Source organism: Pseudomonas sp. NIBRBAC000502773 (genome assembly GCF_006517195.1).
Taxonomy (GTDB): domain Bacteria; phylum Pseudomonadota; class Gammaproteobacteria; order Pseudomonadales; family Pseudomonadaceae; genus Aquipseudomonas; species Aquipseudomonas marginalis.
Genome location: NZ_CP041189.1, coordinates 181,069 through 204,996, shown reverse-complemented (window position 1 = coordinate 204,996; position 23,928 = coordinate 181,069). Strand labels below are relative to the sequence as shown.

General features: G+C 62.0%; 22 protein-coding genes. 11 read left to right on the top strand and 11 right to left on the bottom strand.

All coding sequences use genetic code 11. From position 1 onward, the window contains the following. Positions 1-8 precede the first annotated feature (8 nt). Both metC and ggt read left to right on the top strand, forming a co-directional pair. A complete protein-coding gene (metC, locus tag NIBR502773_RS00810) occupies positions 9-2,711 on the top strand; it encodes a cystathionine beta-lyase (RefSeq protein ID WP_141155079.1) in 2,703 nt (900 codons plus the stop codon). A gap of 92 nt (positions 2,712-2,803) precedes the next feature. After that, on the top strand, positions 2,804-4,528 hold the full coding sequence (gene ggt / locus NIBR502773_RS00805; protein WP_141155078.1) for a gamma-glutamyltransferase: 1,725 nt from the start codon (positions 2,804-2,806) through the stop codon (positions 4,526-4,528). Positions 4,529-4,618: 90 nt separating this feature from the next. Here ggt and NIBR502773_RS00800 read toward each other — a convergent pair whose 3' ends face one another. The 3 genes from NIBR502773_RS00800 to NIBR502773_RS00790 form a co-directional block, all read right to left on the bottom strand. Next, positions 4,619-5,140 carry an AAA family ATPase gene (locus NIBR502773_RS00800; RefSeq protein WP_092489195.1) on the bottom strand — a complete coding sequence of 174 codons (522 nt, stop codon included), beginning with the start codon at positions 5,138-5,140 and terminating at the stop codon, positions 4,619-4,621. Next, positions 5,137-5,700 carry a nicotinamide riboside transporter PnuC gene (gene pnuC, locus NIBR502773_RS00795; RefSeq protein ID WP_115486146.1) on the bottom strand — a complete coding sequence of 188 codons (564 nt, stop codon included), beginning with the start codon at positions 5,698-5,700 and terminating at the stop codon, positions 5,137-5,139. Before pnuC ends, NIBR502773_RS00800 begins: the two co-directional genes overlap by 4 nt. 178 nt (positions 5,701-5,878) lie before the next feature. Continuing rightward, entirely contained in the window at positions 5,879-7,513 is a 1,635-nt protein-coding gene (locus tag NIBR502773_RS00790; RefSeq protein ID WP_141155077.1) for a methyl-accepting chemotaxis protein, read from the bottom strand. 229 nt (positions 7,514-7,742) lie between these two features. Here NIBR502773_RS00790 and NIBR502773_RS00785 point away from each other — a divergent pair, with 229 nt between their 5' ends. Both NIBR502773_RS00785 and NIBR502773_RS00780 read left to right on the top strand, forming a co-directional pair. Then, a complete protein-coding gene (locus NIBR502773_RS00785) occupies positions 7,743-8,573 on the top strand; it encodes an undecaprenyl-diphosphate phosphatase (protein WP_141155076.1) in 831 nt (276 codons plus the stop codon). Continuing rightward, positions 8,570-8,953 carry a DUF1294 domain-containing protein gene (locus NIBR502773_RS00780; protein ID WP_092359431.1) on the top strand — a complete coding sequence of 128 codons (384 nt, stop codon included), beginning with the start codon at positions 8,570-8,572 and terminating at the stop codon, positions 8,951-8,953. Before NIBR502773_RS00785 ends, NIBR502773_RS00780 begins: the two co-directional genes overlap by 4 nt. Here NIBR502773_RS00780 and NIBR502773_RS00775 read toward each other — a convergent pair. Both NIBR502773_RS00775 and NIBR502773_RS00770 read right to left on the bottom strand, forming a co-directional pair. Beyond that, positions 8,936-9,298 (bottom strand): MmcQ/YjbR family DNA-binding protein, encoded by a 363-nt coding sequence (locus NIBR502773_RS00775; protein WP_027607908.1) that lies wholly within the window; start codon positions 9,296-9,298, stop codon positions 8,936-8,938. The genes NIBR502773_RS00780 and NIBR502773_RS00775 overlap by 18 nt on opposite strands. Further along, positions 9,295-10,203 carry a LysR substrate-binding domain-containing protein gene (locus NIBR502773_RS00770; RefSeq protein WP_065941322.1) on the bottom strand — a complete coding sequence of 303 codons (909 nt, stop codon included), beginning with the start codon at positions 10,201-10,203 and terminating at the stop codon, positions 9,295-9,297. The genes NIBR502773_RS00775 and NIBR502773_RS00770 overlap by 4 nt, the downstream gene beginning before the upstream one ends. 126 nt (positions 10,204-10,329) lie before the next feature. Here NIBR502773_RS00770 and NIBR502773_RS00765 point away from each other — a divergent pair, with 126 nt between their 5' ends. Both NIBR502773_RS00765 and NIBR502773_RS00760 read left to right on the top strand, forming a co-directional pair. Further along, on the top strand, positions 10,330-10,941 hold the full coding sequence (locus NIBR502773_RS00765) for an FMN-dependent NADH-azoreductase (protein WP_115486145.1): 612 nt from the start codon (positions 10,330-10,332) through the stop codon (positions 10,939-10,941). Positions 10,942-11,181: 240 nt separating this feature from the next. Continuing rightward, positions 11,182-12,219 (top strand): dienelactone hydrolase, encoded by a 1,038-nt coding sequence (locus NIBR502773_RS00760; RefSeq protein WP_141155075.1) that lies wholly within the window; start codon positions 11,182-11,184, stop codon positions 12,217-12,219. On the opposite strand, the gene NIBR502773_RS00755 is transcribed toward NIBR502773_RS00760, so the two are convergent. Then, positions 12,213-13,388, bottom strand: coding sequence for an MFS transporter (locus NIBR502773_RS00755; RefSeq protein WP_141155074.1), 1,176 nt, complete (start codon positions 13,386-13,388; stop codon positions 12,213-12,215). The genes NIBR502773_RS00760 and NIBR502773_RS00755 overlap by 7 nt on opposite strands. A 208-nt stretch (positions 13,389-13,596) precedes the next feature. Beyond that, positions 13,597-15,183, bottom strand: a complete 1,587-nt coding sequence (locus NIBR502773_RS00750; RefSeq protein WP_027607903.1) for an ABC-F family ATPase — start codon at positions 15,181-15,183, stop codon at positions 13,597-13,599. A 311-nt stretch (positions 15,184-15,494) separates the two neighbouring features. Between NIBR502773_RS00750 and NIBR502773_RS30595 the strand changes: the two genes are divergently transcribed. Further along, positions 15,495-15,656, top strand: coding sequence for a hypothetical protein (locus NIBR502773_RS30595; RefSeq protein WP_168208991.1), 162 nt, complete (start codon positions 15,495-15,497; stop codon positions 15,654-15,656). Positions 15,657-15,661: 5 nt separating this feature from the next. After that, entirely contained in the window at positions 15,662-15,979 is a 318-nt protein-coding gene (locus tag NIBR502773_RS00745; RefSeq protein WP_053130406.1) for a hypothetical protein, read from the top strand. 123 nt (positions 15,980-16,102) lie between these two features. Here NIBR502773_RS00745 and NIBR502773_RS00740 read toward each other — a convergent pair whose 3' ends face one another. After that, a complete protein-coding gene (locus NIBR502773_RS00740; RefSeq protein WP_141157810.1) occupies positions 16,103-17,341 on the bottom strand; it encodes an MFS transporter in 1,239 nt (412 codons plus the stop codon). A 154-nt stretch (positions 17,342-17,495) separates the two neighbouring features. On the opposite strand from NIBR502773_RS00740, the gene NIBR502773_RS00735 reads away from it, so the two are divergent. Beyond that, complete coding sequence (locus tag NIBR502773_RS00735; protein WP_141155073.1) at positions 17,496-18,308, top strand: bifunctional 2-polyprenyl-6-hydroxyphenol methylase/3-demethylubiquinol 3-O-methyltransferase UbiG; 813 nt, start codon at positions 17,496-17,498, stop codon at positions 18,306-18,308. A 136-nt stretch (positions 18,309-18,444) separates the two neighbouring features. Here NIBR502773_RS00735 and NIBR502773_RS00730 read toward each other — a convergent pair whose 3' ends face one another. Continuing rightward, positions 18,445-18,831, bottom strand: a complete 387-nt coding sequence (locus NIBR502773_RS00730) for a TIGR03067 domain-containing protein (protein WP_065941329.1) — start codon at positions 18,829-18,831, stop codon at positions 18,445-18,447. 333 nt (positions 18,832-19,164) lie between these two features. On the opposite strand from NIBR502773_RS00730, the gene lpxO reads away from it, so the two are divergent. Then, complete coding sequence (gene lpxO / locus NIBR502773_RS00725; RefSeq protein WP_141155072.1) at positions 19,165-20,064, top strand: lipid A hydroxylase LpxO; 900 nt, start codon at positions 19,165-19,167, stop codon at positions 20,062-20,064. A gap of 17 nt (positions 20,065-20,081) precedes the next feature. Here lpxO and ligD read toward each other — a convergent pair whose 3' ends face one another. Then, the gene (gene ligD, locus NIBR502773_RS00720) at positions 20,082-22,556 is read right to left on the bottom strand and encodes a DNA ligase D (protein WP_141155071.1); all 2,475 of its coding nucleotides are present in this window, start codon (positions 22,554-22,556) and stop codon (positions 20,082-20,084) included. 24 nt (positions 22,557-22,580) lie between these two features. Continuing rightward, positions 22,581-23,420 (bottom strand): Ku protein, encoded by an 840-nt coding sequence (locus NIBR502773_RS00715; protein ID WP_141155070.1) that lies wholly within the window; start codon positions 23,418-23,420, stop codon positions 22,581-22,583. 184 nt (positions 23,421-23,604) lie between these two features. Here NIBR502773_RS00715 and NIBR502773_RS00710 point away from each other — a divergent pair, with 184 nt between their 5' ends. Beyond that, entirely contained in the window at positions 23,605-23,919 is a 315-nt protein-coding gene (locus tag NIBR502773_RS00710; protein ID WP_065941332.1) for a hypothetical protein, read from the top strand. The last annotated feature ends 9 nt before the right edge of the window (positions 23,920-23,928 follow it).

Genomic DNA, 23,928 nt, shown 5'->3' with positions numbered 1-23,928 from the left:
GGACTTCCATGAGCCAGACCATCACCCCACGTCAACTGCAGCAATGGCTGTTCGACGGGCAGGAAATCGCCGTGTTCGACGTGCGCGAGCACGGGCAATACGGCGAAGCCCACCTGTTCCATGGGGTGAACCTGCCCTATAGCCGCCTGGAGCTGGAGGTACGCCGCCTGGCGCCCAACCCGCAGGTGCGGCTGGTGATCTATGACCAGGATGGCGGCGAGGTGGCGGCGCTGGTTGCAGCGCGTTTGCAGGCGCTGGGCTACCGCCGCGTGCATGTGCTGGAGGGTGGTGCCGAGGGTTGGCAGGCGGCGGGGTTGCAGCTGTTTGCCGGTGTGCATGTGCCGTCCAAGGCCTTTGGTGAGTTAGTGGAAGAGGCCAGTCACACGCCCCATGTCACTGCACGCCAGCTGGCGGATTGGCAGGCGCGCGGCGAGCCGCTGGTGGTGCTGGACGGACGACCGTTCGAGGAGTACCGCAAGATGACCATCCCCGGTTCCATCTGCTGCCCCAACGGTGAGCTGGGCTACCGCGTACAGGACCTGGTGCCGGATGAAAGCACGCCCATCGTTATCAACTGTGCAGGACGCACCCGCAGCATTATCGGCGCCCAGACCCTGATCAACCTGGGCCTGAAAAACCCTGTCTATGCCTTGGAAAACGGGACCCAGGGCTGGTATCTGGAAGATTTCCAGCTGGAACATGGCAGTACTCGGCGCTATGCCGATCAGGTCAGCACTGACCTGGCTCGGCAGCGCCTGGCTGCGCGGCAATTGGCCGAGCGGGCAGGGGTGGTGACGGTATCGGCGGATCAGGTTCGACAATGGGCGGATGACGCGCAGCGCAGTCTATTTTTGTGTGATGTGCGCACTGCTGAAGAGTTTGCCGCGGGCAGCTTGCCAGGCGCGCAGCATACACCGGGCGGGCAGTTGATCCAGGCCACCGACCTGTATATCGGCGTGCGCCAGGCGCGCATCGTGCTGGTGGACAGCGATGGCGTGCGTGCGCCGATTGTCGCCAGTTGGCTGCGTCAACTCGGGCACGAAGCCTATGTGCTCAGCGGTGGTATCGACAGCGGCCTGGCGCTGCCGGTGTTGCCGACGGTGGCGTATGAGCCGTTGCCGCTGATCAGCGCCCAGGCCCTGGCGCTGGAATTGAGCGATGTGAACCTGATCGACCTGCGCCCGAGCATGGCCTACCGCAAGGGCCATATTGCCGGTTCCCGCTGGTCGATTCGTGCGCGGCTCAAGACCGACCATCGTCCCTTGGTGCTGGTGGCGGATGACCCGGCATTGGCGGCCTTTGCTGCCGAAGGCCTGTCGGCCCGGTTGCTTGACGGTGGCTTCGCTGCGTGGGTCTCGGCCGGCCTGCCGGTCAACCAAGACCCGCAGACGCCGCCGGACGCCGAGTGTATCGACTTCCTGTTTTTCACCCACGACCGTCACAGCGGCAACAAGGACGCCGCGCGCCAGTACCTGGCCTGGGAAATCGGCCTGCTCGCACAAATGAGCGAAGCAGAAATCGCCAGCCTCAAGCCGCTGGTACCTGTGTCGCGGGTGCGCACGCGGTTGATCCATGCCGCGCGTACCGAAAAAGGTCATGGCGGCCGTGCCGTCAATGTACCCGTCACGCGCCTGAGCACCGTGCTGTTCGACAACCTGGCGCAGATGCGCGACGCCCGTGCCCGCCGCGACGGCGAGCGGGTGCTGACCTACGGCGCGCGTGGCAACCCGACCTCCCATGCGCTGGAAGACCTGGTCACCGAGCTGGAGGGCGGCTTTCGCACGCGGCTCTACGGCACGGGCCTGGCGGCAGCGGCCCAGGTGTTCCTGGCCTACCTGCGCCCCGGAGATCATGTGTTGATCACCGACGCGGTGTACTCCCCGGTGCGCAAGCTGGCACGGGAGTTGCTCCAGCCGTTCGGCATCGAGGTCAGCTACTTCGCACCCGATGGCAAGGGGCTGGAAGCGCAACTGCAAGCCAATACCCGGCTGGTCTACGCCGAAGTACCGGGCTCACTGTTGTATGAGCTGTGCGATCTGCCGGCGATTGCCGCGTTGTGCAAGCCACGCGACATCCTGCTCGCCGTCGACAACACCTGGGGCTCGGGCTACCTGTACCGACCGCTGGCGTTGGGCGCGGATATTTCGATCATGGCCCTGACCAAATACCTCGGCGGCCACAGCGACGTGATGATGGGCAGTGTGTGCACCACGCAGGCGGCCTGGCCGACGCTGGGCAGGATGAGCGACACCTTGGGCAACGCGGTGAGTGCCGACGACGCCTACCTGATCCTGCGCGGCGCCCGCACCCTGGCCTCGCGCCTGGATGTGCACGAACGCCAGGCCGTGCACATCGCCCTGTGGTTGCAGGCGCAACCCCAGGTCAAGCGCGTGTTCCACCCGGCCTTGCCCGGGCATCCGGGGCATGAGTTGTGGCGTCGGGACTTCACCGGCAGCAATGGCTTGGTGTCGTTTGAACTGGTGAATGCCGAGGCCGCTTACGTCGAGCGGTTTATCGACGGCTTGGAGCTGTTTGGCCTGGGCTCTTCGTGGGGCGGCTATGAAAGCCTGGTCATCGTGGCCGACACCCGCGACCGCGACAGTGCGGCCGACCGTGCGTTGAACCCGGTGGTGCGCCTGCATATCGGTCTGGAAGATGTGGCCGCGCTGATCGAGGATCTGCAACGCGGCTTTGCATGTGCCGTTCTGTGACCGACAGGTTCTGTAATAAAAACGCCATTGCGCTGGGGATTAAATTCGGGACGGGCTATTTTGGTGCATCTCAATAAACAGAGTAGCCATGGATGAAATACCAACCCTTCAGCCGCACACTGATTGCCACCGCCCTGGTGTTGACCGTCAGCGGCGTACAGGCCGCTTCCCAGGCCCCGGTGGCCGGTGAAAATGGCATGGTGGTGACCGCCCAGCATTTGGCCACGCATGTCGGCGTGGATGTACTCAAGGCAGGCGGCAACGCGGTGGATGCGGCGGTGGCGGTCGGCTATGCGCTGGCGGTGGTGTACCCGGCGGCGGGTAACCTGGGCGGCGGTGGGTTCATGACCGTGCAACTGGCGGATGGGCGCAAGACCTTCCTCGACTTCCGCGAAAAAGCCCCGTTGGCGGCCACCGCCGATATGTACCTGGACAAGGCCGGCAATGTGGTCGAAGGCTTGAGTGCCAAGGGACACCTGGCGGTCGGCGTGCCTGGCACCGTGTCCGGCATGGAGCTGGCCCTGAGCAAGTACGGCACCCTCAAGCGCGCCCAGGTGATTGCCCCGGCGATCAAGCTGGCGGAAAACGGCTTTGCCCTGGAGCAGGGCGATATCGACCTGCTGCACACCGCCACCGGCGAGTTCGAAAAAGACAAGGATATGCGCGGGATTTTCCTGCACAACGGCCAGCCGCTGCAGGTCGGCCAGAAGCTGGTGCAGAAAGACCTGGCGAAAACCCTGAAGGAAATCTCCGCCAAGGGCAGCGACGGTTTCTATAAGGGTTGGGTCGCCAAGGCCCTGGTGGATTCCAGCCAGGCCGGCAAGGGCATCATCACCCAGGCCGACTTGGACAAGTACAAGACCCGCGAACTGGCGCCCATCGAGTGCGACTACCGCGGCTACCACGTGGTCTCGGCACCGCCGCCAAGTTCGGGCGGCGTGGTGATCTGCCAGATCATGAATATCCTCGAAGGCTACCCGATGGCCGACCTCGGCTATCACTCGGCCCAGGGCCTGCACTACCAGATCGAAGCCATGCGCCACGCCTACGTGGACCGTAACAGCTACCTGGGCGATCCGGATTTCGTGAAGAACCCGATCGAGCATCTGCTGGACAAGAACTACGCGGCCAAGCTGCGTGACGCCATCGAGCCGCAAAAGGCCGGGGATTCCCAGGCGATCAAGCCGGGTGTGTCGCCGCACGAAGGCAATAACACCACGCACTACTCGATCGTCGACAAGTGGGGCAACGCGGTCTCTGTCACGTACACCCTTAACGACTGGTTCGGTGCGGGCGTGATGGCGAGCAAGACCGGGGTGATCCTCAACGATGAAATGGACGACTTCACCGTCAAGGTCGGGGTGCCGAACATGTACGGCCTGGTGCAGGGGGAAGCCAACGCCATCGCACCGGGCAAGGCGCCGCTGTCGTCGATGAGCCCGACCATCGTGACCAAGGACGGCAAGGCCGTGATGGTCGTAGGTACGCCAGGTGGCAGCCGCATCATTACCGCGACCCTGCTGACCATCCTGAATGTCATCGACTACAAGATGAATATCCAGGAAGCCGTGGACGCGCCGCGTTTCCACCAGCAATGGATGCCGGAAACCACCAACCTGGAGACCTTCGCGGTCAGCCCGGACACCCAGAAGATTCTGGAAAGCTGGGGCCACAAGTTTGCCGGGCCGCAGGACGCCAACCACTTGGCGGCGATCCTGGTGGGCGCACCGTCCCTGGAGGGCAAGCCGGTGGGTAACAACCGCTTCTATGGGGCGAATGACCCGCGTCGTAATACCGGCCTGTCGCTGGGCTACTAACCCCCCCTAAAACCAAACACCGCGTCCTGTCTGGCAGGCTGCGGTGTTTTTATTGGGGCGGCTTCGCCACCCAGCGCGGGGCAAGCCCGCTCACCACAACAGCTGTTCTACCGCAGCAAACGCGGCGGTGCGGCGCTCCTCCCAACTCCCCCTGATGACCACCACCGCCTGTCGATGCGCCTGCATCCACGCCAGGCTGTCCTGGAAAAACGCCTGGCGGTCGGCCAGTTCCGGTTGGCAGCGCTGGCCGTCGGCGGTCCATTCCACATCATCCGGCGACAGCAGCAGGTGCAGGTCGTAATGCCGCGCCAGCAGTTCGTCGTCGAGCCATGCCGGGTAGTCGCCGAACAGGGTCTGGCTCCAGAGTCTGTTGGTCAGCAGGTGCGTGTCGAGGACCAGCAGGCGCGGCTGCCGGGCGCGGGCGGCATCTTCCCAGGCCAGTTGGCCGTGGGCGATGGCCGGGATATCCCCCAGGTGGGTGTCGCGCTGGTGCCGGTCGATGAAATACCGCACGTACTCACCGACCATCAGCCCACCGAAATGCGCGTGCAGCTCGGCAGCCAGCCAGCTTTTACCGCTGGACTCGGGACCGGCCAGGACCACCACCTTCATGCGCGTAACGCCGGGTCGGCGCGCCATTCACGCCAGCCTTGCACGGCGATCACGGTGAACAGGGCATAGAGCGCAGCGGTGAGGTACAAGCCTTTGTAGAGGAACAGCCCGACAAAAATCACGTCCACGGCAATCCACAGCGGCCAGCATTGCACGCGTTTCTGCGCCATCCACAGTTGCGCCACCAGGCTGAAACCGGTGAGGGCGGCGTCGAGCCAGGGCTGGGCGGCATCGGTCCAGTGCGCCATCGCAGCGCCCAGCAGCAGGCTGCCGACCGCACCGATGGTCATGCTGGTCATGATTGCCGGCCAACCCAGGCGGGTGACCTGGCGCCCTTGCCTGACCTCGCCGGCGCGGGTCCACTGCCACCAGCCGTAGACTTGCAGGGCGGCGTAGACCACTTGCAGCAGCATGTCGGAATAGAGCTTCACGTCATAGAACACCCAGGTGTACAGCAACACCATCACCAGGCCGATGGGCCAGCACCAGGGGTTTTGCTTGACCGTCAGCCAGACAGCGATCACCCCCAGGGCGGCGGCGAACAGTTCAAGCCCGGACATGGCGGTTCCTTGGGAGAGTGGGAGAGGGCGGGGATTGTAACCAGAGGCCAGCAATCTTCAAAACACAGTAAGGCAAATGTGGGAGGGGGCTTGCCCCCGATAGCGGAGGGTCAGCTGCACATATGCAGACTGATGTATCGCCATCGGGGGCAAGCCCCCTCCCACATTTGGAGCAGTGTTAGACCTTGAACTGGCGCAAGAGGCCGTCGAGCTGCTCGCTCAGCCCGCGTAAATGCACGCTGGCCACGTTGGACTGCTCGGCCGCCATTGCGGTGCTGTGGGACAGGCTCGCAGCCTGGGTGACGTTCTGGTTGATGTCTTCCACCACATGGGCCTGTTGCAGGGTAGCGCTGGCAATCGAGGCATTCAAACCGTTGAGGTTGTGCAGCGCCTGGCCGATGGCAGTGAGGCTGGCACCGGCCTGGCCGGCTTGTTCGATGGTCAGTTGCGAGGCGCTGTGGCTGTCGCTGATCACCTTGACCGCGGCTTCCGAGTGACCTTGCAGGCGCTCGATCATCGCCTGGATCTCGGCGGTGGATTTCTGCGTGCGCTGGGCCAGCAGGCGGACTTCATCGGCCACCACGGCAAAACCACGGCCTTGTTCCCCGGCGCGCGCCGCTTCGATGGCGGCGTTGAGGGCCAGCAGGTTGGTCTGGTCGGCGATGGAGCGGATCACTTCCAACACACCACCGATCTGCGTGCTTTCGCTGGACAAGGTGCGGATCACTTCCACGGCCTGGCTGATGGTGGTGGAGAGTTGGTCGATCTGCTGCAGGCTGCTGTCGATATTGACCTGGCCTTGCTGCGCCTGGGCCTGGGCATCGCGCATTTCGCTGGCGGCGTGTTCGGCGTTCTTGGCCACGTCCTGCACGCCGTAGGTGACTTCATTGATGGCGGTGGCCACCAGTTCCATCTGCTGGGACTGCTGCTGGCTGCGGTCGTGGGCCTGGGTCGCGTTGTTGCCCAGTTCCGTGGACGACTGCCCCAGGGCGTTGGCGCACACCTGCAACTGGCTGACGACCTGGCGCAGCTTGGCCGTGAAGGTGTTGAAGTGCTGGGACAGCTGGGTGACTTCGTCGCGGCCGTGGGCGTCGAGGCTGCGGGTCAGGTCGCTTTCGCCGCTGGCGATATTGCCCATGGCATTCACCGCATCCTGCAAGGGGCGCACGATGCTGCGGGCAATCAGCGATACGAGCAGGGCCATCACCAGTGCGATGCCGAGGACGATAAGCGAGGCCTTCCACACTTGGCTGTTGAACTCGGCCTGCACATCGTCCACGTACACGCCGGAGCCGATGATCCAGCCCCACGGCTCGAACAACTGGATATACGAGGTTTTCGCCACCGGCGCCTCCGCACCCGGCTTCGGCCAGCGGTAGTTGATGATGCCGGCACCCTTGGCCTTGGCCAGGATCACGAACTCGTTGAACACGGCAAACCCGTCGGGATCGCGGATGGCCGAGAGATTCTGGCCGTCCAGCTTGGGGTTGGCCGGGTGCATGATCATCACGGGGGTGAGGTCATTGATCCAGAAATAGTCGTCGTGGTCATAGCGCAAGCCGCGCACTGCGCTCAGGGCTTGTTTTTGCGCCGCTTCGCGGGTCATAACCCCGGTGGTTTCGAGGCTGTGATAAAACGTCAGGATCCCGCTGGCGGTCTGGACCACGTGCTGGGTCTGCTGGCGCTTGGCCTGGTACAGGTCGTCGTGGATCTGCTTGAGCATCAGCAAACCCAGGGCCATCAGCATCAGCACGGCGACGATCAGGATCATCCAGAGGCGTCGGCTGATCGACATATTGCGCAAACTGTTCATCGTCCTGTCACTCCGGGCTTTTTATAATTGTGGGCGTCGCATCGACTTTTACGCCTTGTCTGATAGGCTTTCGGCCTGAAATCGCAAAACCTGAGTACTGCCTGATTTTTCACAGAATTTTTGCAGGCCGGCATTGACCATGGTCAACACCGGGCACTTGAGTGCGCTCGTCAGTGAACCATTAAAAGATTGATAAGGCATGCCACAGCGCATGACCTTTGGGGGAAGCATGGATTTTTGGACCGCCATTCAGGCATTGATTCTTGGCGTCGTGGAGGGGCTTACCGAGTTCCTGCCGATCTCCAGCACCGGCCACCAGATTATCGTCGCCGATTTGCTCGACTTCGGCGGCGAACGCGCCATGGCGTTCAACATCATCATCCAGCTGGGCGCCATCCTCGCGGTGGTCTGGGAATTCCGGCGCAAGATCCTCGATGTGGTCACCGGCTTGCCGACCCAGCGCAATGCCCAACGCTTCACGGTCAACCTGCTGATCGCGTTCCTGCCCGCCGTGGTCCTGGGGGTGATCTTTGCCGACCTGATTCACCATTACCTGTTCAACCCGATCACCGTGGCCACCGCGTTGGTGATTGGCGGCATTGTCATGCTGTGGGCCGAACGCCGCGAGCATGAAGTGCATGCGGAAAGCGTCGATGACATCACCTGGAAAGACGCGCTCAAGGTCGGTTTTGCCCAGTGCCTGGCGATGATCCCAGGTACGTCGCGCTCCGGCTCGACCATCATCGGCGGCCTGCTGTTCGGCCTGTCGCGCAAGACCGCCACCGAGTTTTCGTTCTTCCTGGCCATGCCGACCATGGTCGGTGCGGCGGTGTACTCGGGCTACAAATACCGCGATCTGTTCCAGCCGGCGGAGCTGCCGGTGTTCGCCATCGGCTTCGTCACCTCGTTCATCTTCGCGATGATCGCGGTCAAGGGCCTGCTCAAGTTCATCGCCAGCCATAGCTACGCGGCGTTCGCCTGGTACCGCATTGCGTTCGGCCTGTTGATCCTGGCGACCTGGCAATTCGGCTGGATCGACTGGGCAGCGGCCAAGGCATGATGATTCAGCATCCGCGCTTGAAAGCGGCGATCTTTGTGCTGCTGTGCGCGGCGCCGCTGGTGGGGTCGGTATTGGTGTGGCAACGCGGCGAAACCGTGATCCCGCTGGTGGCCTATGGGGTGGTCAGCGTGATCGCGTTTTTCCTGTATTGGAGCGACAAGCGCAAGGCCCGCACCGACAGTTGGCGCACCCCGGAAAACATCCTCCACGCCGTGGAACTGGCGGGCGGCTGGCCGGGGGCGCTGATTGCCCAGCAGGTGTTCCGGCACAAGACACGCAAGGTGTCTTACCAGGTGCTGTTCTGGGTGATCGTGTTGTTGCACCAGGTGTTCTGGCTGGACCAGTTGTTCCTCGGCGGCACGCTACTGTCCGTTCTCTAGCAGCAACCCCACCTGCGTGCGCTTGGGCAGTTTGCTCACCACCAACTGGTGGGAGCGCTGCAACAGGCTACGCAGTTCCTCGGCCCCCAGCGGGTAGGGCGTGTTCATGATGATCCACTGCGCGCGTGCCAGGTACGGCGCCGGGTGGATGCCGGGACGGTCCACATGGCCGAGGAACAATTCCTTGTCGACCTTGAACGCCAGCGAGTCGCCGCGCAGATTCTGCAGGGCGAACATCTTGTTGCCGGCGATCGAGAACACCCGCACGCCGCCCCATTTGTAGTCTTCCCGCGCGCCGGGCAGGCTCAGGCAGAACGTCGCGACCTGTGCTTCGGTCATTTTCATAGCAGGCGGTCTCCGCAGCTTTTGAAGCCTTCTTCCAGGTAATCGATCCAGGCGCGAATCGCCGGCAGCACGCCACGGCGATGCGGGTAGACGGCCTGCAGCCAGCCGCCCGGCAACGACCACTCCGGCAGCAACTGTACGAGCCGGCCGCTGGCCAGTTCTTCTTCGCAGTACATCATTGGCAGCACGGTAAAGCCCAGGCCCATGATGGCGCTGGCCTTGCGTACGTTGAAGTCATCGACGCCCAGGCGCGCTTCCATCACCAGGTCGTGGGGGTTGCCTTCGGGATCGAGGATGCGTTGGTGCACCATGCGGTCAGCTTCCAGCGCGCCGAGTATCGGCAGTTGCTTGAGGTCGTCGAGGGTGTTGATGTGCCGACCGTGCAAAAAGTTCGGGCTGGCGACCAGGGCCGTCTGGGCGGGGCGCAGGCGCTTGGTGACCAGCAGCGGGTCTTCATCGCCCAGTTCGCGCACGCGCAGCGCCACATCGATGCCTTCGGCTACCAGGTCGACACGGCGGTTGACCAGGGTCATCTCCAGCTGCACCTGGGGGTGGGCAGCCAGAAAACCCGCGACCACATCCGGCATCATGTTTTGCGCCAGGCCCACCGGGCACGTCACCCTCAGCCGCCCGCGCGGTTCACTGGACATGCTGGCGACGGCCTCGTCGGCCATTTCCGCTTCCAGCAGCATCGCCTGGCAGTGGCGCAGGTAGCGCTCGCCGACGGCGGTCAGGGTCAGTTGCCGCGTGGTGCGTTGCAGCAGGCGCGCGCCGAGGCGCTCTTCCAGCTCGGCAATGCGCCGCGACAGCCGCGACTTGGGAATGCCCAACAGCCGTCCGGCCGCCGCGAAGCCGCCGGCTTCGACGACTTTGGCAAAATAGTAGAGGTCGTTGAGGTCTTGCATGGTCAGCCTATTGTCCTGTCAGTGGGACAAACTATCGCATTTCAGGCGTCTTATCGACTATTGGTTTCATGCGTAGCATCCCCTTCATCTGATCGCCACTGTCGATCCCACACTCGGAGATCCACCATGAAACTGTTGCACATCGATTCCAGCATCCTCGGCGACAACTCGGCTTCCCGTCAGCTCAGCGCTGGCGTGGTCAAGGCCTGGCAAGCGGCCGAGCCAGGTGTGGAAGTGACCTACCGCGACCTCGCCAGCGAAGGCATCAACCACTTCTCCGGCGCGACCCTGGGCGCCCTGGGCACCGCCGCCGAATTGCGTGACGCCGCGCAACAACACGAGGCCGACCTGAGTGCCAACAGCCTGGCCGAATTCCTCGCCGCCGACGCCGTGGTGATCGGTGCGCCGATGTACAACTTCACCATTCCAACCCAGTTGAAAGCCTGGATCGACCGCATCGCCGTTGCCGGCCAGACCTTCCGTTACACCGAAGCGGGCCCTGAAGGCCTGTGCGGTAACAAGAAAGTCGTCATTGTGTCCACCTCCGGCGGCATGCATGTCGGCCAGGCAACCGGTGTGGCCCACGAGGAATACCTCAAAGTGATGCTGGGCTTCCTCGGCATTACCGACATCGAATTCGTCCGCGCCCATGGCCTGGCCTACGGTGATGAAGTGCGCAGCAAATCCCTGAGCGACGCCAACGTGCTCATCAACGAACAATTGTTCGCCGCTGCGTAAGGCTTATGTAAATTTCGCCTCTGCTCGGTTTCAATCCGAAGCCGGGCGCCTAAACTCTGTATTCTTGTCGCCTGAAACGACCGGAGTACGGAGTTTTTTCGTTTACCCGTTGTCATTACTTTGGCCCAGGTTATGCACGCATGGGTTTATCACCCGATGCGAGTGCCTTGAACCATGGACTTTTCATATAGACATGCCGCGGGTGTTGAACGTGGTCACGCAGCAAAGGTGGACATCCTCATGATGCGTCTTTGTGCTGTTATGGTTCTTTCCCTGCTCGGCGGCCTGATTTCAGTGCACGCCGCGCCCGCGCCGCACCCCCATTGGAGTGTGGGCTTCCACCGCATGAGCTTTCTCGACCCGCTGGACCAGCAGCCGATGAAAGCCGTGGCCTTCTACCCATCGACCGACGCTGAACACAGCACGCAACTGGGTCCCTATCACGTCGCCGCCAGCGAAGATTCCAAGATCGCCATTGGCCGCTTCCCGATGTTGATGCTGTCCCATGGCAACACCGGTACGCCGCTGGCCCTGCATGACCTGGCCACCTCCCTGGCGCGCAAAGGCTTTGTGGTGGTCGCGGTGTTGCATCCCGGCGATAACTATAAGGACCACAGCCGCCTGGGCACGGTGAGTAACCTGTACGGCCGGCCGATCCAGATTTCCGAAGCGATCACCGCGACGCTGGCCGACCCGATGCTGTCGCCGTTCGTCAACGTCGATCAGGTGGGTGTTATCGGCTATTCGGCCGGTGGCGAAACCGCGTTGATCCTGGCGGGAGCCAAGCCGGACTTTGACCGCCTGCGCCGCTATTGCCAGGAACGCCCCGAAGATCGTGATGCCTGCACCACCAAGGGCGAACTGGTGGTGGACCGTGACGACCTGCAACCGCAATCCGATCCGCGCATTCATGCCTTGATGTTGATGGCGCCTTTGAGCCTGATGTTCGGCCGCCACACCCTGGCCGACGTGCATGTGCCGGTGCTGCTCTATAGCGGCGACGGCGACAAGCTGGTGGCGGTCGACAAGAACGCCGCCGCCCTGGCACGCAAACTGCCGGAGCCACCGGACTTCAAGCTGCTGGCGGGGGCAGGGCACTTCGTGTTCATGGCGCCGTGCGACAGCGACCAACTGGCCGCGATGCCGGCGATCTGCACCGATGCCGACGGCGTCGACCGTGAAGGTATCCACCGCGACCTGATCTCCGAGGCCGGGCGTTTTTTCAGCCACACCCTCGGCCAGGCTACCCGCGCCGGCTTGCAGACCGCCGATCAGTAAGCGCGGCGCTTGAGCAGCAAGGTCACTCCCAGCGCCGTGACCGATAACAGCGCTGCGCAGAAGAAAATCCAGCTGTAACCCAGGTTCAGCGCCACGGCGCCCATCAACGGCCCGGCAATCGCCAGGGCCAGGTCGAAAAACACCGCATAGGCACTCAGGCCCGCACCGCGACTGCTGTTCGGCACCTGCTTGATGGCCTCCACGCCGAGCGCCGGGTACACCAGCGACAAGCCAAAGCCGGTCAGCCCTGCACCGATCAAGGCTACGCCGGTGGACGGTGCCAGCCACAGCAGCGTCAGGCCCAGGGTCTCGATGATCATGCAGGCAATCGCCGCCCTGAAGCCGCCAAAACGGCTTATCGCGGAGATGAACAGCAGCCGCGAGAGGATAAAACACACGCCAAACACCGTGAGGCAGTACGCCGCGCCGGCCCAGCCGCGATTGAGGTAATACAGGGTGATAAAGGTGGTCAGGGTGCCGTAGCCGATGGACGCCAGGCACAGGCTGGCACCAAAGGGTGCGATGCGCCCGAACACCGCCCAGAACGGCAGACGCTCGCCGCGCACTACCGGCACCGAGGGTTTATTGCGGATCAGCACCAGGCCCAGCGCCGCCAATACCGACAGGGCGATACCCAGGCTGGTGTAGCCATATTCGGCGACCATCACCACCCCGAGCGGCGCGCCGATGGCGATGGCGCCGTAGGAGGCAATGCCATTCCACGAAATCGACCGCGCCGTGTGCTCCGCCCCGACCTGGCCCATGCACCAACTGATGGTGCCCACGCCGATCAGGCCCTGGGCCACGCCCAGCAACAGCCGGCCGAGGATCAGAATCCCCAGGCTCAGGCTGGGCAGGTTGTCCACCAGGGTGGCGAAGAACGTCAATACACCGCTGACCAGGATGCCCGCCAGCCCCAGCACAATCGCGCGCTTGGTGCCGACGTTGTCGGACATGCGCCCGGCCATGGGGCGGCTGAGCAGGGTTGCCAGGTACTGCGAGCCGATGGTAATCCCGGCCACCACCGCGCTGAAGCCCAGTTGCTCATGGACATAGCCCGGGATTACCGCAATCGGCAGGCCGATGCAGATAAAGGCGATGAAGGTGTAGAAGACGATGGAGACGATCTGCAGGGTGATCGACAGGGAGGAGGAGGCGGCGTTGGACATGGGCACTCGTTCGCGGGCGGGCGGTGAACGCATCATGGCAAGGGCTTGGGGGAAAAGGAAGCAGCCTAACTACTTTGGCCGAGAAACCGGCCTACTGTGGCGAGCGGGCTTTTGTGGTGGGCAAGCCCGCTCACCACAACAAGCCTGCTCACCACAAAAGCCCGTTCACCACAACGAGCCTGTTCCCCAGGGTTCCAGGTCGCTACTGTTAGAACACCACGCCTTGGCTGCGCAGGTAGTCGTCGTAGGTGCCGCTGAAGTCGATCACGCCGTTGGCGCTCAACTCGATGATGCGGGTGGCCAGGGACGATACGAACTCACGGTCGTGGCTGACGAAGATCAGCGTGCCCGGGTAGTTCTCCAGCGCCAGGTTCAGCGCCTCGATGGATTCCATGTCCAAGTGGTTGGTCGGTTCGTCCATGATCAGCACGTTCGGCTTCTGCAGGATCAGCTTGCCGAACAGCATGCGGCCTTGCTCACCACCGGAGATCACCTTTACGGACTTCTGGATTTCATCGTTGGAGAACAGCATGCGACCCAGGGTGCCACGGATCATTTGCTCGCCTTGGGTCCACTGGCCCATCCAGTCGAACAGTGTGACGTCGTCTTCGAAGTCATGGGCGTGGTCCTGGGCGTAGTAGCCCAGTTCCGCGGCGTCGGTCCACTTGATGCTGCCGGCATCCGGGGTCAGTTCGTTGACCAGGGTGCGCAGCAGGGTGGTCTTGCCGATACCGTTCGGGCCGATGATCGCCACGCGCTCGCCGGCTTCGATCTGGAAGCTGAAATCCTTGAACAGCGGCTTGCCGTCGAAACCTTTGGCCATGCGCTCGACGATGACCGCCTGTCGATGCAGCTTCTTGTTCTGTTCGAAACGGATGAACGGGCTCACACGGCTCGAAGGCTTGACCTCGGCCAGCTGGATCTTGTCGATCGCCTTGGCACGGGACGTCGCCTGCTTGGCTTTCGAGGCGTTGGCCGAGAAGCGGCTGACGAAGGATTGCAGCTCGGAGATCTGCGCTTTCTTCTTGGCATTGTCCGACAGCAGCTGCTCGCGGGACTGGGTCGCCACGGTCATGTACTCGTCGTAGTTGCCCGGGAACAGGCGCAGCTCGCCGTAGTCCAGGTCAGCCATGTGGGTGCACACGCTGTTCAGGAAGTGACGGTCGTGAGAGATGATGATCATCAGGCTGGAGCGTTGGGTCAGGATGTTTTCCAGCCAGCGGATGGTGTTGATGTCCAGGTGGTTGGTCGGTTCGTCGAGCAACAGCACTTCCGGGTCCGAGAACAGCGCCTGGGCCAGCAACACACGCAGTTTCCAGCCGGGGGAGACTTCGCTCATCGGGCCGAAATGCTGTTCCAGGGGAATACCCAGGCCCAGCAGCAGTTCACCGGCACGGGATTCGGCGGTGTAGCCGTCCATCTCGGCGAATTCGGTTTCCAGCTCGGCCACGGCCATGCCGTCGTCTTCGCTCATTTCCGGCAGCGAGTAGATACGGTCGCGCTCGGCCTTGACCTTCCACAGCTCCTCGTGGCCCATGATCACGGTGTCGAGCACGGTGAATTCTTCATAGGCGAACTGGTCCTGGCGCAGCTTGCCCAGGCGCACATTCGGCTCCAGCATGACCTGGCCGCCAGACGGATCGAGGTCGCCGCCAAGGATTTTCATGAAGGTCGACTTGCCGCAACCGTTGGCACCGATCAGACCATACCGGTTGCCGGCGCCGAACTTGACCGAGACGTTCTCAAAGAGCGGCTTGGCGCCGAACTGCATGGTGATGTTAGCTGTGGAGATCAATTACTTTACCTATCAATGGGTTGCGAGCGTGGCGGCAGGAGCCTTCAGGCATGCATCAACAGCGACATCAAGGCGCGAAACCCGGTCGCTGAGCAAAAAATGGGGGATGTGTGTTGGAATTTGGCGCGCATTGTCGCATATGTCAGGCGACAGTTGTATGGCGGCCGACGAGGGATGTTGAGCGCCTTCAATCTCATGTGGCGCGTGGTCACTCCAAGGTGGCGGGTTGTTCAGAACGGATAGCGGAACGTATGATCGCCACGCGCCCCCAATGTGGACGCCAAGACTCACCCCCTATGAAGGATATGAGCATGGAAAAGCACTTCGGTAATTCAGGCCTGTTCAAGGCTGCTTCGTATCACTGCAACGAACTCCTGGGCTGCGGCATCGCTGGCTGGGAGTTGAAAAATATTGCGCTGAATACGAAGGAGTTTTTGATATGTCCAAAGAACTACTCGGAGTTTCTGCTCTAGGGTTGATGGTGCTCGGCGAGTTTTGTGCAATCTACAGTGAGGTGGTCACCGCCAAGCTTGCCCAGACAGGAAATGGTTCATGGGAAGGGTTCGTCCTTCCTGTTGTGCTGATGTGTTTTGCAGGGCTTTGTCTGTTGGGTGCGTATTGGCTGGGGTACGTTGCTGTCGGTGACATCTGGATCGTCACCGTGGTCTCCGTCACCTCTTTGTTGCTGCTTGAGCCCTTGGTGGTCTGGTCGCTGTTTCATGAAGCACCAGGACGAGGCGCCCTTATCGGGTTCGTCTTGGGAGCCTTGGGAATGCTGTCCACTGTACTGCTCTAACTTGCGCTTCTGGCCCAGCAATCAAACGCTGGGTCAGCTCACCGAAGGTGGGTGAGACTTTTTTTGGGCCGAAATTTGGCGCCCGCTCGGATTTCGTCTGCACAGTTCCTGGCGTCGCTCATATCAGGCAGCAGAGGCGTGAGGCGCGAAGAAGGGTTTGGCCAGCGTCTCCGGCATCGCCAGCCATAACAGCGCCAACGCGACGCCCGCCACCCCGGCAAGGGTGAGGAAGGCCGCATTGTAGCCAGCCTGCTGCACCACAAAACCGGCCAGGCTGCTGCTCAAGGCCGCGCCCAGCCCAAATACCGTGGACAGCGCCCCCAGGCTGACGTTGAAACGCCCGGTGCCCTGGGTCAGGTCCTTGACGATCACCGGGAACAGCGCACCGAAGATCCCTGCGCCGATGCCGTCGAGCATCTGCACGGCCACCAGCCAGTAGGGATCGCTGGACAGGGTGTAGAGCACGCCACGCAGCGGCAGGATCATGAAGCCGAACAGCAACAGCGGCTTGCGCCCCCACACGTCGGCCTTGCTGCCCACCAGCCAGGCCATCGGCACCATCACCAATTGTGCGGCGACGATACAGGCCGAGGTCAATGGCGTGGCCATCTGCAGGTTGATCTGCGAGAGCTTCTGGCTGACCAGCGGCAGCATCGCCGCATTGGCCAGGTGGAAGAGGGCGCAGCAGACGGCAAACAGCAATAACGGCCGGTTGGCCAGCAAGACCGCAATGCCGGACGGCTGCTCATGGTCGCTGTGGTGGGCAGGGTCGAAGCCCCGGGCTACCTCATGGTCGATCGCCTTGGCCGAGACGCAACTGACCGCCACGACACTGGCCACCGCCATAAAGGCCATCAGGTAGAACACCACCACGGGGCCGAACAGGTACGCCAGGCCACCGGCCAACAGCGCCGCCACAGCGTTGCCGGCATGGTTGAAGGTTTCGTTGCGCCCGGTGCGCCGGGTGAACGCACGTGGCCCGGTAATGCCCAGGGAAATCGCGGAGATCGCCGGCGCGAACACCGATGCGGCGATGGCACTGGCCGCCTGGGTCAAGGCAACCAGGCTGAATGAACTGACGAAGGGCAGCAACAGGCAACTGCCGGTCACCAGCAGGGCGGCGACGGCAATCACAGCGCGTTTGCTGCGCGTGCGGTCGACCAGGGCACCCGCCGGGCCCTGGGTGATCAGCGCGGCGATACCTGCCAGGGTCATGACTACGCCGATACTGGCCGGATCCCACTTGTGCACCGCCAGCAAGTAGATGGCCAGGTATGGACCGAGGCCGTCGCGCACATCCGCCAGGAAAAAATTCAGGCTGTCCAGGGACAGGGTATTACGCAGGTCGGCGTGTGTGGCCATGGTCAGGACTTCGCAGGGGGCGTTCAAAGGCTGAACACTCATTGCGCTAGTGACCTGCGCGCAGTTCATTTAGTTTCGCCTGCTGCTGGGGTTTTAATCTGCGGGCTTGTGGCTTATTTTCTTTGCCTCGCCGTATGACTTATCTGGAGACGCAATGGACATGCCCTCAGCTCAACAGGCGATTGCCTGCAACAAGGACGCCTGGGATCAATCCGCCGACCTGCACAAAACCACCGAGACCTGGAGCGCCCTGCTTAACGGGGTCCGCGACCCTGGGTTTTCGTGCCTGGATCCCACCCTTGCCGGGTTGTTGCAAGACATTGGCGTTGCCGGCAAAGAGGTGGTGCAGGTGTGCTGCAATAACGGTCGCGAAAGCCTGTCACTGTTCGGCCTGGGCGCGTGCTCGGTGGTCGGTGTGGATCAATCCCGGGCGTTCCTGCAGCAGGCCCGTGAGCTTGCCGACGTTTCGCCCCACAACCCGGAATTCATCGAAAGCGATATCCACCAGTTGCCATCACGCTTGCACGAGCGCTTCGACATCGCCTTGGTGACCATCGGCGTGCTGGGCTGGATGCCGGATGTGGCGCTGTTCATGCGCCATGTCGCCAGGACCTTGAAACCCGGTGGCACGCTGGTGATGTATGAAACCCACCCGTTTCTGGAAATGTTCGACCCGCGTGCGCCAGACCCACTGTTGCCGGCCAGTTCGTACTTCCAGCGTGAGCCTTTTGTGCTGCAGGAGTCGATTGTCTATGAGGGGCAGGGCGAAGTGGCGGGGCCGACCTCCTATTGGTATGTGCACACCCTGGGGGATGTGGTGAGCGCGGCGATTGCTGCGCAGTTGCAGATCGACCATCTGCAGGAATATGCCCACTCCAATCGCGAAGAACTTTACGACCAGTACGAGCACCAGCCTGCCCAGTTACCCCTGTGCTTCACGCTGGCCGCCACCAAGCGTCCCGCCTGAGCCGATTCGCACCAGGCAAAAAAAGCCCGCGAACTGGCGGGCCAAGGGATTTACTGGAGTAGGTAGGCTTCACCCTATAGGGCTGAAAGTGAAGGCTTTGTGAAATTGCTGTCGCGCGTTCGGATGGCGCGCAGCATCACGCGCGGCGCACGAAAGTGCGCATGGTTTGGCCTGGGCCGGTACTGAACACGATGGGTCTGGGCATTCCTTCATCCGCCGCAATGAACACAAATGAATCCCCCTCCAGGCGATAACTGGCGGGCAAGTGCTTGCCGGCGTCATCGCCCAGGGCGTCCACCCAGGTAATGCTTTTGGGAACCGTGCTGCTGTCGAGGAAAAACCGACCCGCCAACAACACTTCGCCACTGACGGTCTTCACTTCGAAACGATCGCCGCTGATAGTGGTTAAAGCGCCCGGAGCGCTGTGGGCATCGATGGGATTGAGTACGCCACTGTCTTCAAGTGAGGTTTGCTCCCAAACGCCTTGAAGGGTTTGACTATCCGGATCTGAAAGGGCTGACATACAAATTCCTTTTTGCTGAGGGGGTAATTACCGGGCGTTGCCGGCGGTGCTGCCTTTTACCATCTTTCGCCGTTCGATGATCGGTGGTTGCCGTGCCCCAAGGCCGGCCGTCGAGGCGCCTGCCCGGCACATTCACTAGACAGGTTTTCACAATTCTTGATTAACTTTTGGTTACAAACTGTGGCTAAATAACTGCCACGGACCACGTATCGGGACATTACTCAGCCGGTCGTGCCAATTGTGTGAATTGTGATTTCAGACGCTGCTATCCATCCTCAGCCGTTGTGGGCGCGCAGGAGCAGCCTGTTTTCTTCTGACATGTGACGAAATCCCTTGAAACTCATCATTGTTGTTCTTTACGTTGCCTCCATTGCGTATGTACACCTGCGTGGTCGGGTGCGGCATAAGCTGGGCCGCCAACTCAGTGATCATTCGACCTTCCTGGCACCGATCAACTGCTTCCTTTACCTGTTCTCCAAACTGCCCGGCCGCCCTTATTTATCACCCAGCGATTTTCCCGAACTGAGCCCGCTGCAAGAGCACTGGGAGGAGATTCGCCGGGAAGGCCATGCTCTGATGCGTGCGGGCGAAATCAAACGCTCCGACCAATACAACGACGTAGGTTTCAACTCGTTCTTCAAGTCCGGCTGGAAGCGGTTCTACCTGAAATGGTATGGCGACAGCCACCCCTCGGCGATGAAGCTGTGCCCGCGTACCACCGAGCTGGTGCAGGGCATCGGCTCGATCAAGGCGGCAATGTTCGCCGAGTTGCCGCCGGGCTCCAAGCTGGTGCGCCACCGTGACCCGTATGCCGGTTCCTACCGTTACCACCTGGGCCTGGACACGCCGAATGATCCGGGCTGCTACATCAATGTGGACGGCGAAAGTTACTACTGGCGTGATGGCGAGCCGGTGATGTTTGACGAGACGTATATTCACTACGCTGAAAACACTACACAACAGAACCGCATCATCCTGTTCTGCGATATCGAGCGCCCGATGAAATACCGTTGGGCCGCCGCCTTCAACCGCTGGTTCAGCCGCACTGTGATGGCGGCCGCAGGCTCGCCCAATGACGCCAGCGACAAGACGGGTGGGCTCAACCGCGCGTTTACTCGCCTGTACAAGATCCGTCTGCGTGGCAAAGAACTGAAAAAGCGCAATCGCACGCGTTACTACCTTGAAAAGTGGGCGATCTTCGCTGCCCTGGCGGCTCTCTTCCTGCTGATCTGAACCGGTCCGGGCGCCACTCACTTCGGTGGCGTGGCGTCTAATTGATCCCACATCTTTCTGTTGATTTTTTGCCGATTGGCATAGCCCGCCCACGGGTCTTCCTTCAAACCTTGCAAACGCTCCAGCACATTGGCCACCGTCCATTGCTGGGCACTGCGCAAGCCTTTGAGCTCTTCACGACTTACCGGTACCGACACGGGCAAGCCCGGCCGTGCGCGTACCGAATAGGCCGCCACTGTGCTGGCGCCACGGGCATTGCGCAGGTAATCGATGAAGATCTTGCCTACGCGGTTTTTTGGCCCGGAGGTGGCGGTAAAACGCTCGGGCAACTGCCGGGCCATGAACTGGGCGATGGCTTTGGCAAAGGCTTTTACCGTGTCCCAGCCATCCCGCCGCGCCAACGGTATGACCAGGTGCAAGCCTTTGCCGCCGCTGGTCTTGACGAAGGCTTCCAACCCCAGCTCGTCGAGTACCGACAAGGTGAGCTGAGCGGCTTCCAGCATGGTTTTCCAGGGCAGCGCCGGGTCCGGGTCAAGGTCCAGCACAAACAGGTCCGGGGTTTCGATCTTGTCCGAAGTGGCGCCCCAGGTATGCAGTTCGAGGGTGCCCATTTGCACGGCCCCAACCAGCGCTTTCGTCGTGTCGATCTCCATCAGGCGCGCATGGCCTGGGTCCAGTGCCGGGTCCAGTTGCTTGATGTTCGGAATCGCCAGGCGCTCCGAGTGCTTCTGGAAGAACTGCTCGCCCTCGATGCCTTCCGGAGCCCTGAGCAGGGACACGGGGCGATGGCGCAGGAAGGGCAGGATCCATTCGCTGATGCCTTCGTAGAACTGCGCCAATTGCTGTTTCTGCGTGCCGCTTTGCGGGTCGATGACGCGGTCGGGGTGAGTGATCGTCACCCCGCTGCCCTTGCATGCCGCCGATGCTTTCAGGGTTTTGGCCGCGCGGGGCTGCTCCTGAATGACCTGCGCGGCGGGTTTGTCCGTGCGCAAGCCCATGAACGCTGCCTGGCGTACCACACCCTCTCGGGTCCATTGGGCAAACTGCACCTCACCGACCAGCGTCGGCTCTACCCAATGCACGCCGCGCGCCTGGGTGCCGGTCAGCGGTTTTGCCAGGGGCGACGCCGTGCGTTCCAAAGGCTTGAGCCGGGCATGGATGTTTTTCAGTGAGGCCTGGTCGAACCCGGTGCCCACGCGCCCGGCATAGACCAGCGCGCCATCGGCATGGACGGCCAGCAGCAGCGCACCAAAACCGCTGCGTGATCCCTGGGGGCGGGTGTAGCCGACGATCACGAACTCCTGGCGCAGGCGGCATTTGAGCTTGATCCAATCGGTACTTCGACTGGAAACGTAGGGGCTGCCCTTACGCTTGCCGATCACGCCTTCCAACGCCAGCTCGCATGCGCTTTCGACAATATCGCGCTGGTTGGCGGCAAATGCTTCGGAGAAACGCAGCAGTTTGCTGCGGCTGCCGGACAAGGCGTCTTTGAGCGCGGCGCGGCGCTCCTCCAGTGGCGCCTGACGTTGATCGCTGCCGTTTAAAAACGGCGCGTCGAACAGGTAGTAGACGATGTCCAGGCTGCGGCCGAGCTCAAAGGCATTTTGCAGTGCCTGGAAGTCCGGCAGGCCGTCGTCATTAAGGCTGACCATCTCGCCATCGAGCCAGCTGTCCTTGAGCTTCAGGGCCTGCAGGGCCTTGACCTGGCGTGGCAGGCGCTCGGTCCAGTCATGGCCATTGCGGGTAAACAGGCGTACCTCGCCGCCGCGGATGCGGGCGAGCATGCGGTAACCGTCGAACTTGATCTCGTAGTGCCAGTCGCCTTCGGGTGCGCGGTCTACCAGGGTTGCCAGTTGCGGGGCGAATTGTTCGGGGAGGGCGGTTGCCCGCTTCTGTGGTTTGGCGCGAGGCTTGGCCTTGGGTTCACCGACCGAGGCGTCACTGAGGACGCTCTTTGGCTGGGCCTGGACGATATCGTATTCGGTGGCGGGGCGGGCCTGCTGGTCTTTTTCCTTGATCAGCAGCCACTGCTCCTTGTCGCCGCTGCCCTTGAGGCGCGTACGTACCAGCGCCCAGTCACCGGAGAGCTTTTCACCGACCAGGGTAAATGTGAGTTTGCCGGCGGCATAGGCCTTGTGCGGGTCGTCATGGGGTTGCCAGATGCCGCGGTCCCACACGATCACATCGCCGGCGCCGTACTGGCCGGCCGGGATGCTGCCCTCGAAACCGCCATAGCTCAGGGGATGATCTTCAACGTGCACGGCCAGGCGTTTCTGGCTCGGGTCCAGGCTCGGCCCCTTGGGCACTGCCCAACTGAGCAGCACCCCGTCAAGCTCAAGACGGAAGTCATAGTGCAGGTTGCGCGCGTCGTGCTTCTGGATCACGAAGCTCAGGGCCGATGCCTTGGGCTTACGACCCGGTGCGCGGCCTGATGGCTCGGCGGTGACCTCGAAATCGCGTTTACGGTTGTATTCGCTCAGGGGCTTGGCCATGTGGTTCTCCCGCATAAGGCAGGCTCAGGAGGCCTTTTTGGTGGATTTTTTCGCGGCCGGGTTTTTCGTCGCCGGCTTGCCCGCCAGGCTGCGCTTGAGCAGCTCGGTCAAATCGATCACATCGGCGGACTTGCGCTCGTCGCTGCCTTCCTGGGATTCGACGTCTTCGATCTTGCCGGCCTTGGCTTTCTTCGCCACCAGCGCCATGATCTTTTCCTGGAAACTGTCGCGATAGTCCTCGGGCTGCCAGTCTGCGCTCATGTCTTCCACCAGGCGCTTGGCCATGTCCAGCTCGCCCTTGGCCAGGCTGGGTTTGGTCACCTCGCTGGGCAGTTCCAGTTCATCCAGGCTGCGCACTTCAGCCGGCCAGCGCAGCATCACCAGCACCAGCGCCGACTCCAGGGGCATCAGTGCCGCCAGGTGTTGCTTGGTGTGCAACACCACATTGGCCAGGGCGACCTTGCGGGTTTTCTTCAATGTTTCGCGCAGCAGTGCGTAGACTTTGCCACCACGTTTATCCGGGGCCAGGAAGTAGGGCGTGTCGATGTTCTGCAACGGAATCTGGTCGCTGGCGACAAACGCGATGATTTCGATGGTCTGGGTCGACTTGGGGTGGGCCGAGCGGATCTCATCTTCGCTGAGTACCACATAGCGGCCTTTCTCAAACGCTACGCCCTTGACGATATTCTCCTTGGTGACCTCCTTGCCGGTGGCCTTGTTGATGCGCTTGTAGCCCACCGGGTCCATGCTGCGCTTGTCCAGCCAGTCGAAGTCCACGCCCTGGGCGGAGGTGGCCGAGACCAGCGATACCGGAATATGAACCAGGCCGAAACTGATGGCGCCTTTCCAGATTGCCCGTGGCATACGTGCGATTCCTTAAGAAGAAGCTGTGTTCGGGTGACTCGACGGCAGCGTGAAAAGTTTCCCCGGGCAGATGCGCGGACAGATCGTGTTACACCTGATGAGAAACTATTTAGTTACGAAAGCCGAACCCAGGGCGTAGCGTGGTATCGAAAGCATGTACTCCTCGCCCCAGAGAGGCTTCGTCATGAACAGCTGTGTGCGTCATCTCGCGGTGCTGGTGCTAGGCCTGGCACTTGGGCCAGTTGCCCTCGCGCAAAACCTGCCCGGCAGAAGCGATTCCAATAACGGCCCGATCCACCGGGCCAATCCCAACAGCATGCAGGGCACCCAACCCAATACGCCGGCGGTGCGTGGTATTCAGACCGTGCCGACGCCGCGCACACCTACCCTGGAAAACGGTGGTATCGGCAATCGCTATCCGCAACGCGATGCGGCCCCCAGCCGTCCAGCCACCGACTCCAAAGCCCCCACCTATGATGCCAACGGCAATCGCCGGTAAGGACGCTGT

Excerpts from the sequence above, each read along its gene's own strand:
- metC (WP_141155079.1), top strand. The coding sequence starts at position 9 with ATGAGCCAGACCATCACCCCACGTCAACTGCAGCAATGGCTGTTCGAC.
- ggt (WP_141155078.1), top strand. The coding sequence starts at position 2,804 with ATGAAATACCAACCCTTCAGCCGCACACTGATTGCCACCGCCCTGGTG.
- NIBR502773_RS00800 (WP_092489195.1), bottom strand. The coding sequence starts at position 5,140 with ATGAAGGTGGTGGTCCTGGCCGGTCCCGAGTCCAGCGGTAAAAGCTGG.
- pnuC (WP_115486146.1), bottom strand. The coding sequence starts at position 5,700 with ATGTCCGGGCTTGAACTGTTCGCCGCCGCCCTGGGGGTGATCGCTGTC.
- NIBR502773_RS00790 (WP_141155077.1), bottom strand. The coding sequence starts at position 7,513 with ATGAACAGTTTGCGCAATATGTCGATCAGCCGACGCCTCTGGATGATC.
- NIBR502773_RS00785 (WP_141155076.1), top strand. The coding sequence starts at position 7,743 with ATGGATTTTTGGACCGCCATTCAGGCATTGATTCTTGGCGTCGTGGAG.
- NIBR502773_RS00780 (WP_092359431.1), top strand. The coding sequence starts at position 8,570 with ATGATGATTCAGCATCCGCGCTTGAAAGCGGCGATCTTTGTGCTGCTG.
- NIBR502773_RS00775 (WP_027607908.1), bottom strand. The coding sequence starts at position 9,298 with ATGAAAATGACCGAAGCACAGGTCGCGACGTTCTGCCTGAGCCTGCCC.
- NIBR502773_RS00770 (WP_065941322.1), bottom strand. The coding sequence starts at position 10,203 with ATGCAAGACCTCAACGACCTCTACTATTTTGCCAAAGTCGTCGAAGCC.
- NIBR502773_RS00765 (WP_115486145.1), top strand. The coding sequence starts at position 10,330 with ATGAAACTGTTGCACATCGATTCCAGCATCCTCGGCGACAACTCGGCT.
- NIBR502773_RS00760 (WP_141155075.1), top strand. The coding sequence starts at position 11,182 with ATGATGCGTCTTTGTGCTGTTATGGTTCTTTCCCTGCTCGGCGGCCTG.
- NIBR502773_RS00755 (WP_141155074.1), bottom strand. The coding sequence starts at position 13,388 with ATGTCCAACGCCGCCTCCTCCTCCCTGTCGATCACCCTGCAGATCGTC.
- NIBR502773_RS30595 (WP_168208991.1), top strand. The coding sequence starts at position 15,495 with ATGGAAAAGCACTTCGGTAATTCAGGCCTGTTCAAGGCTGCTTCGTAT.
- NIBR502773_RS00745 (WP_053130406.1), top strand. The coding sequence starts at position 15,662 with ATGGTGCTCGGCGAGTTTTGTGCAATCTACAGTGAGGTGGTCACCGCC.
- NIBR502773_RS00740 (WP_141157810.1), bottom strand. The coding sequence starts at position 17,341 with ATGGCCACACACGCCGACCTGCGTAATACCCTGTCCCTGGACAGCCTG.
- NIBR502773_RS00735 (WP_141155073.1), top strand. The coding sequence starts at position 17,496 with ATGGACATGCCCTCAGCTCAACAGGCGATTGCCTGCAACAAGGACGCC.
- NIBR502773_RS00730 (WP_065941329.1), bottom strand. The coding sequence starts at position 18,831 with ATGTCAGCCCTTTCAGATCCGGATAGTCAAACCCTTCAAGGCGTTTGG.
- ligD (WP_141155071.1), bottom strand. The coding sequence starts at position 22,556 with ATGGCCAAGCCCCTGAGCGAATACAACCGTAAACGCGATTTCGAGGTC.
- NIBR502773_RS00715 (WP_141155070.1), bottom strand. The coding sequence starts at position 23,420 with ATGCCACGGGCAATCTGGAAAGGCGCCATCAGTTTCGGCCTGGTTCAT.
- NIBR502773_RS00710 (WP_065941332.1), top strand. The coding sequence starts at position 23,605 with ATGAACAGCTGTGTGCGTCATCTCGCGGTGCTGGTGCTAGGCCTGGCA.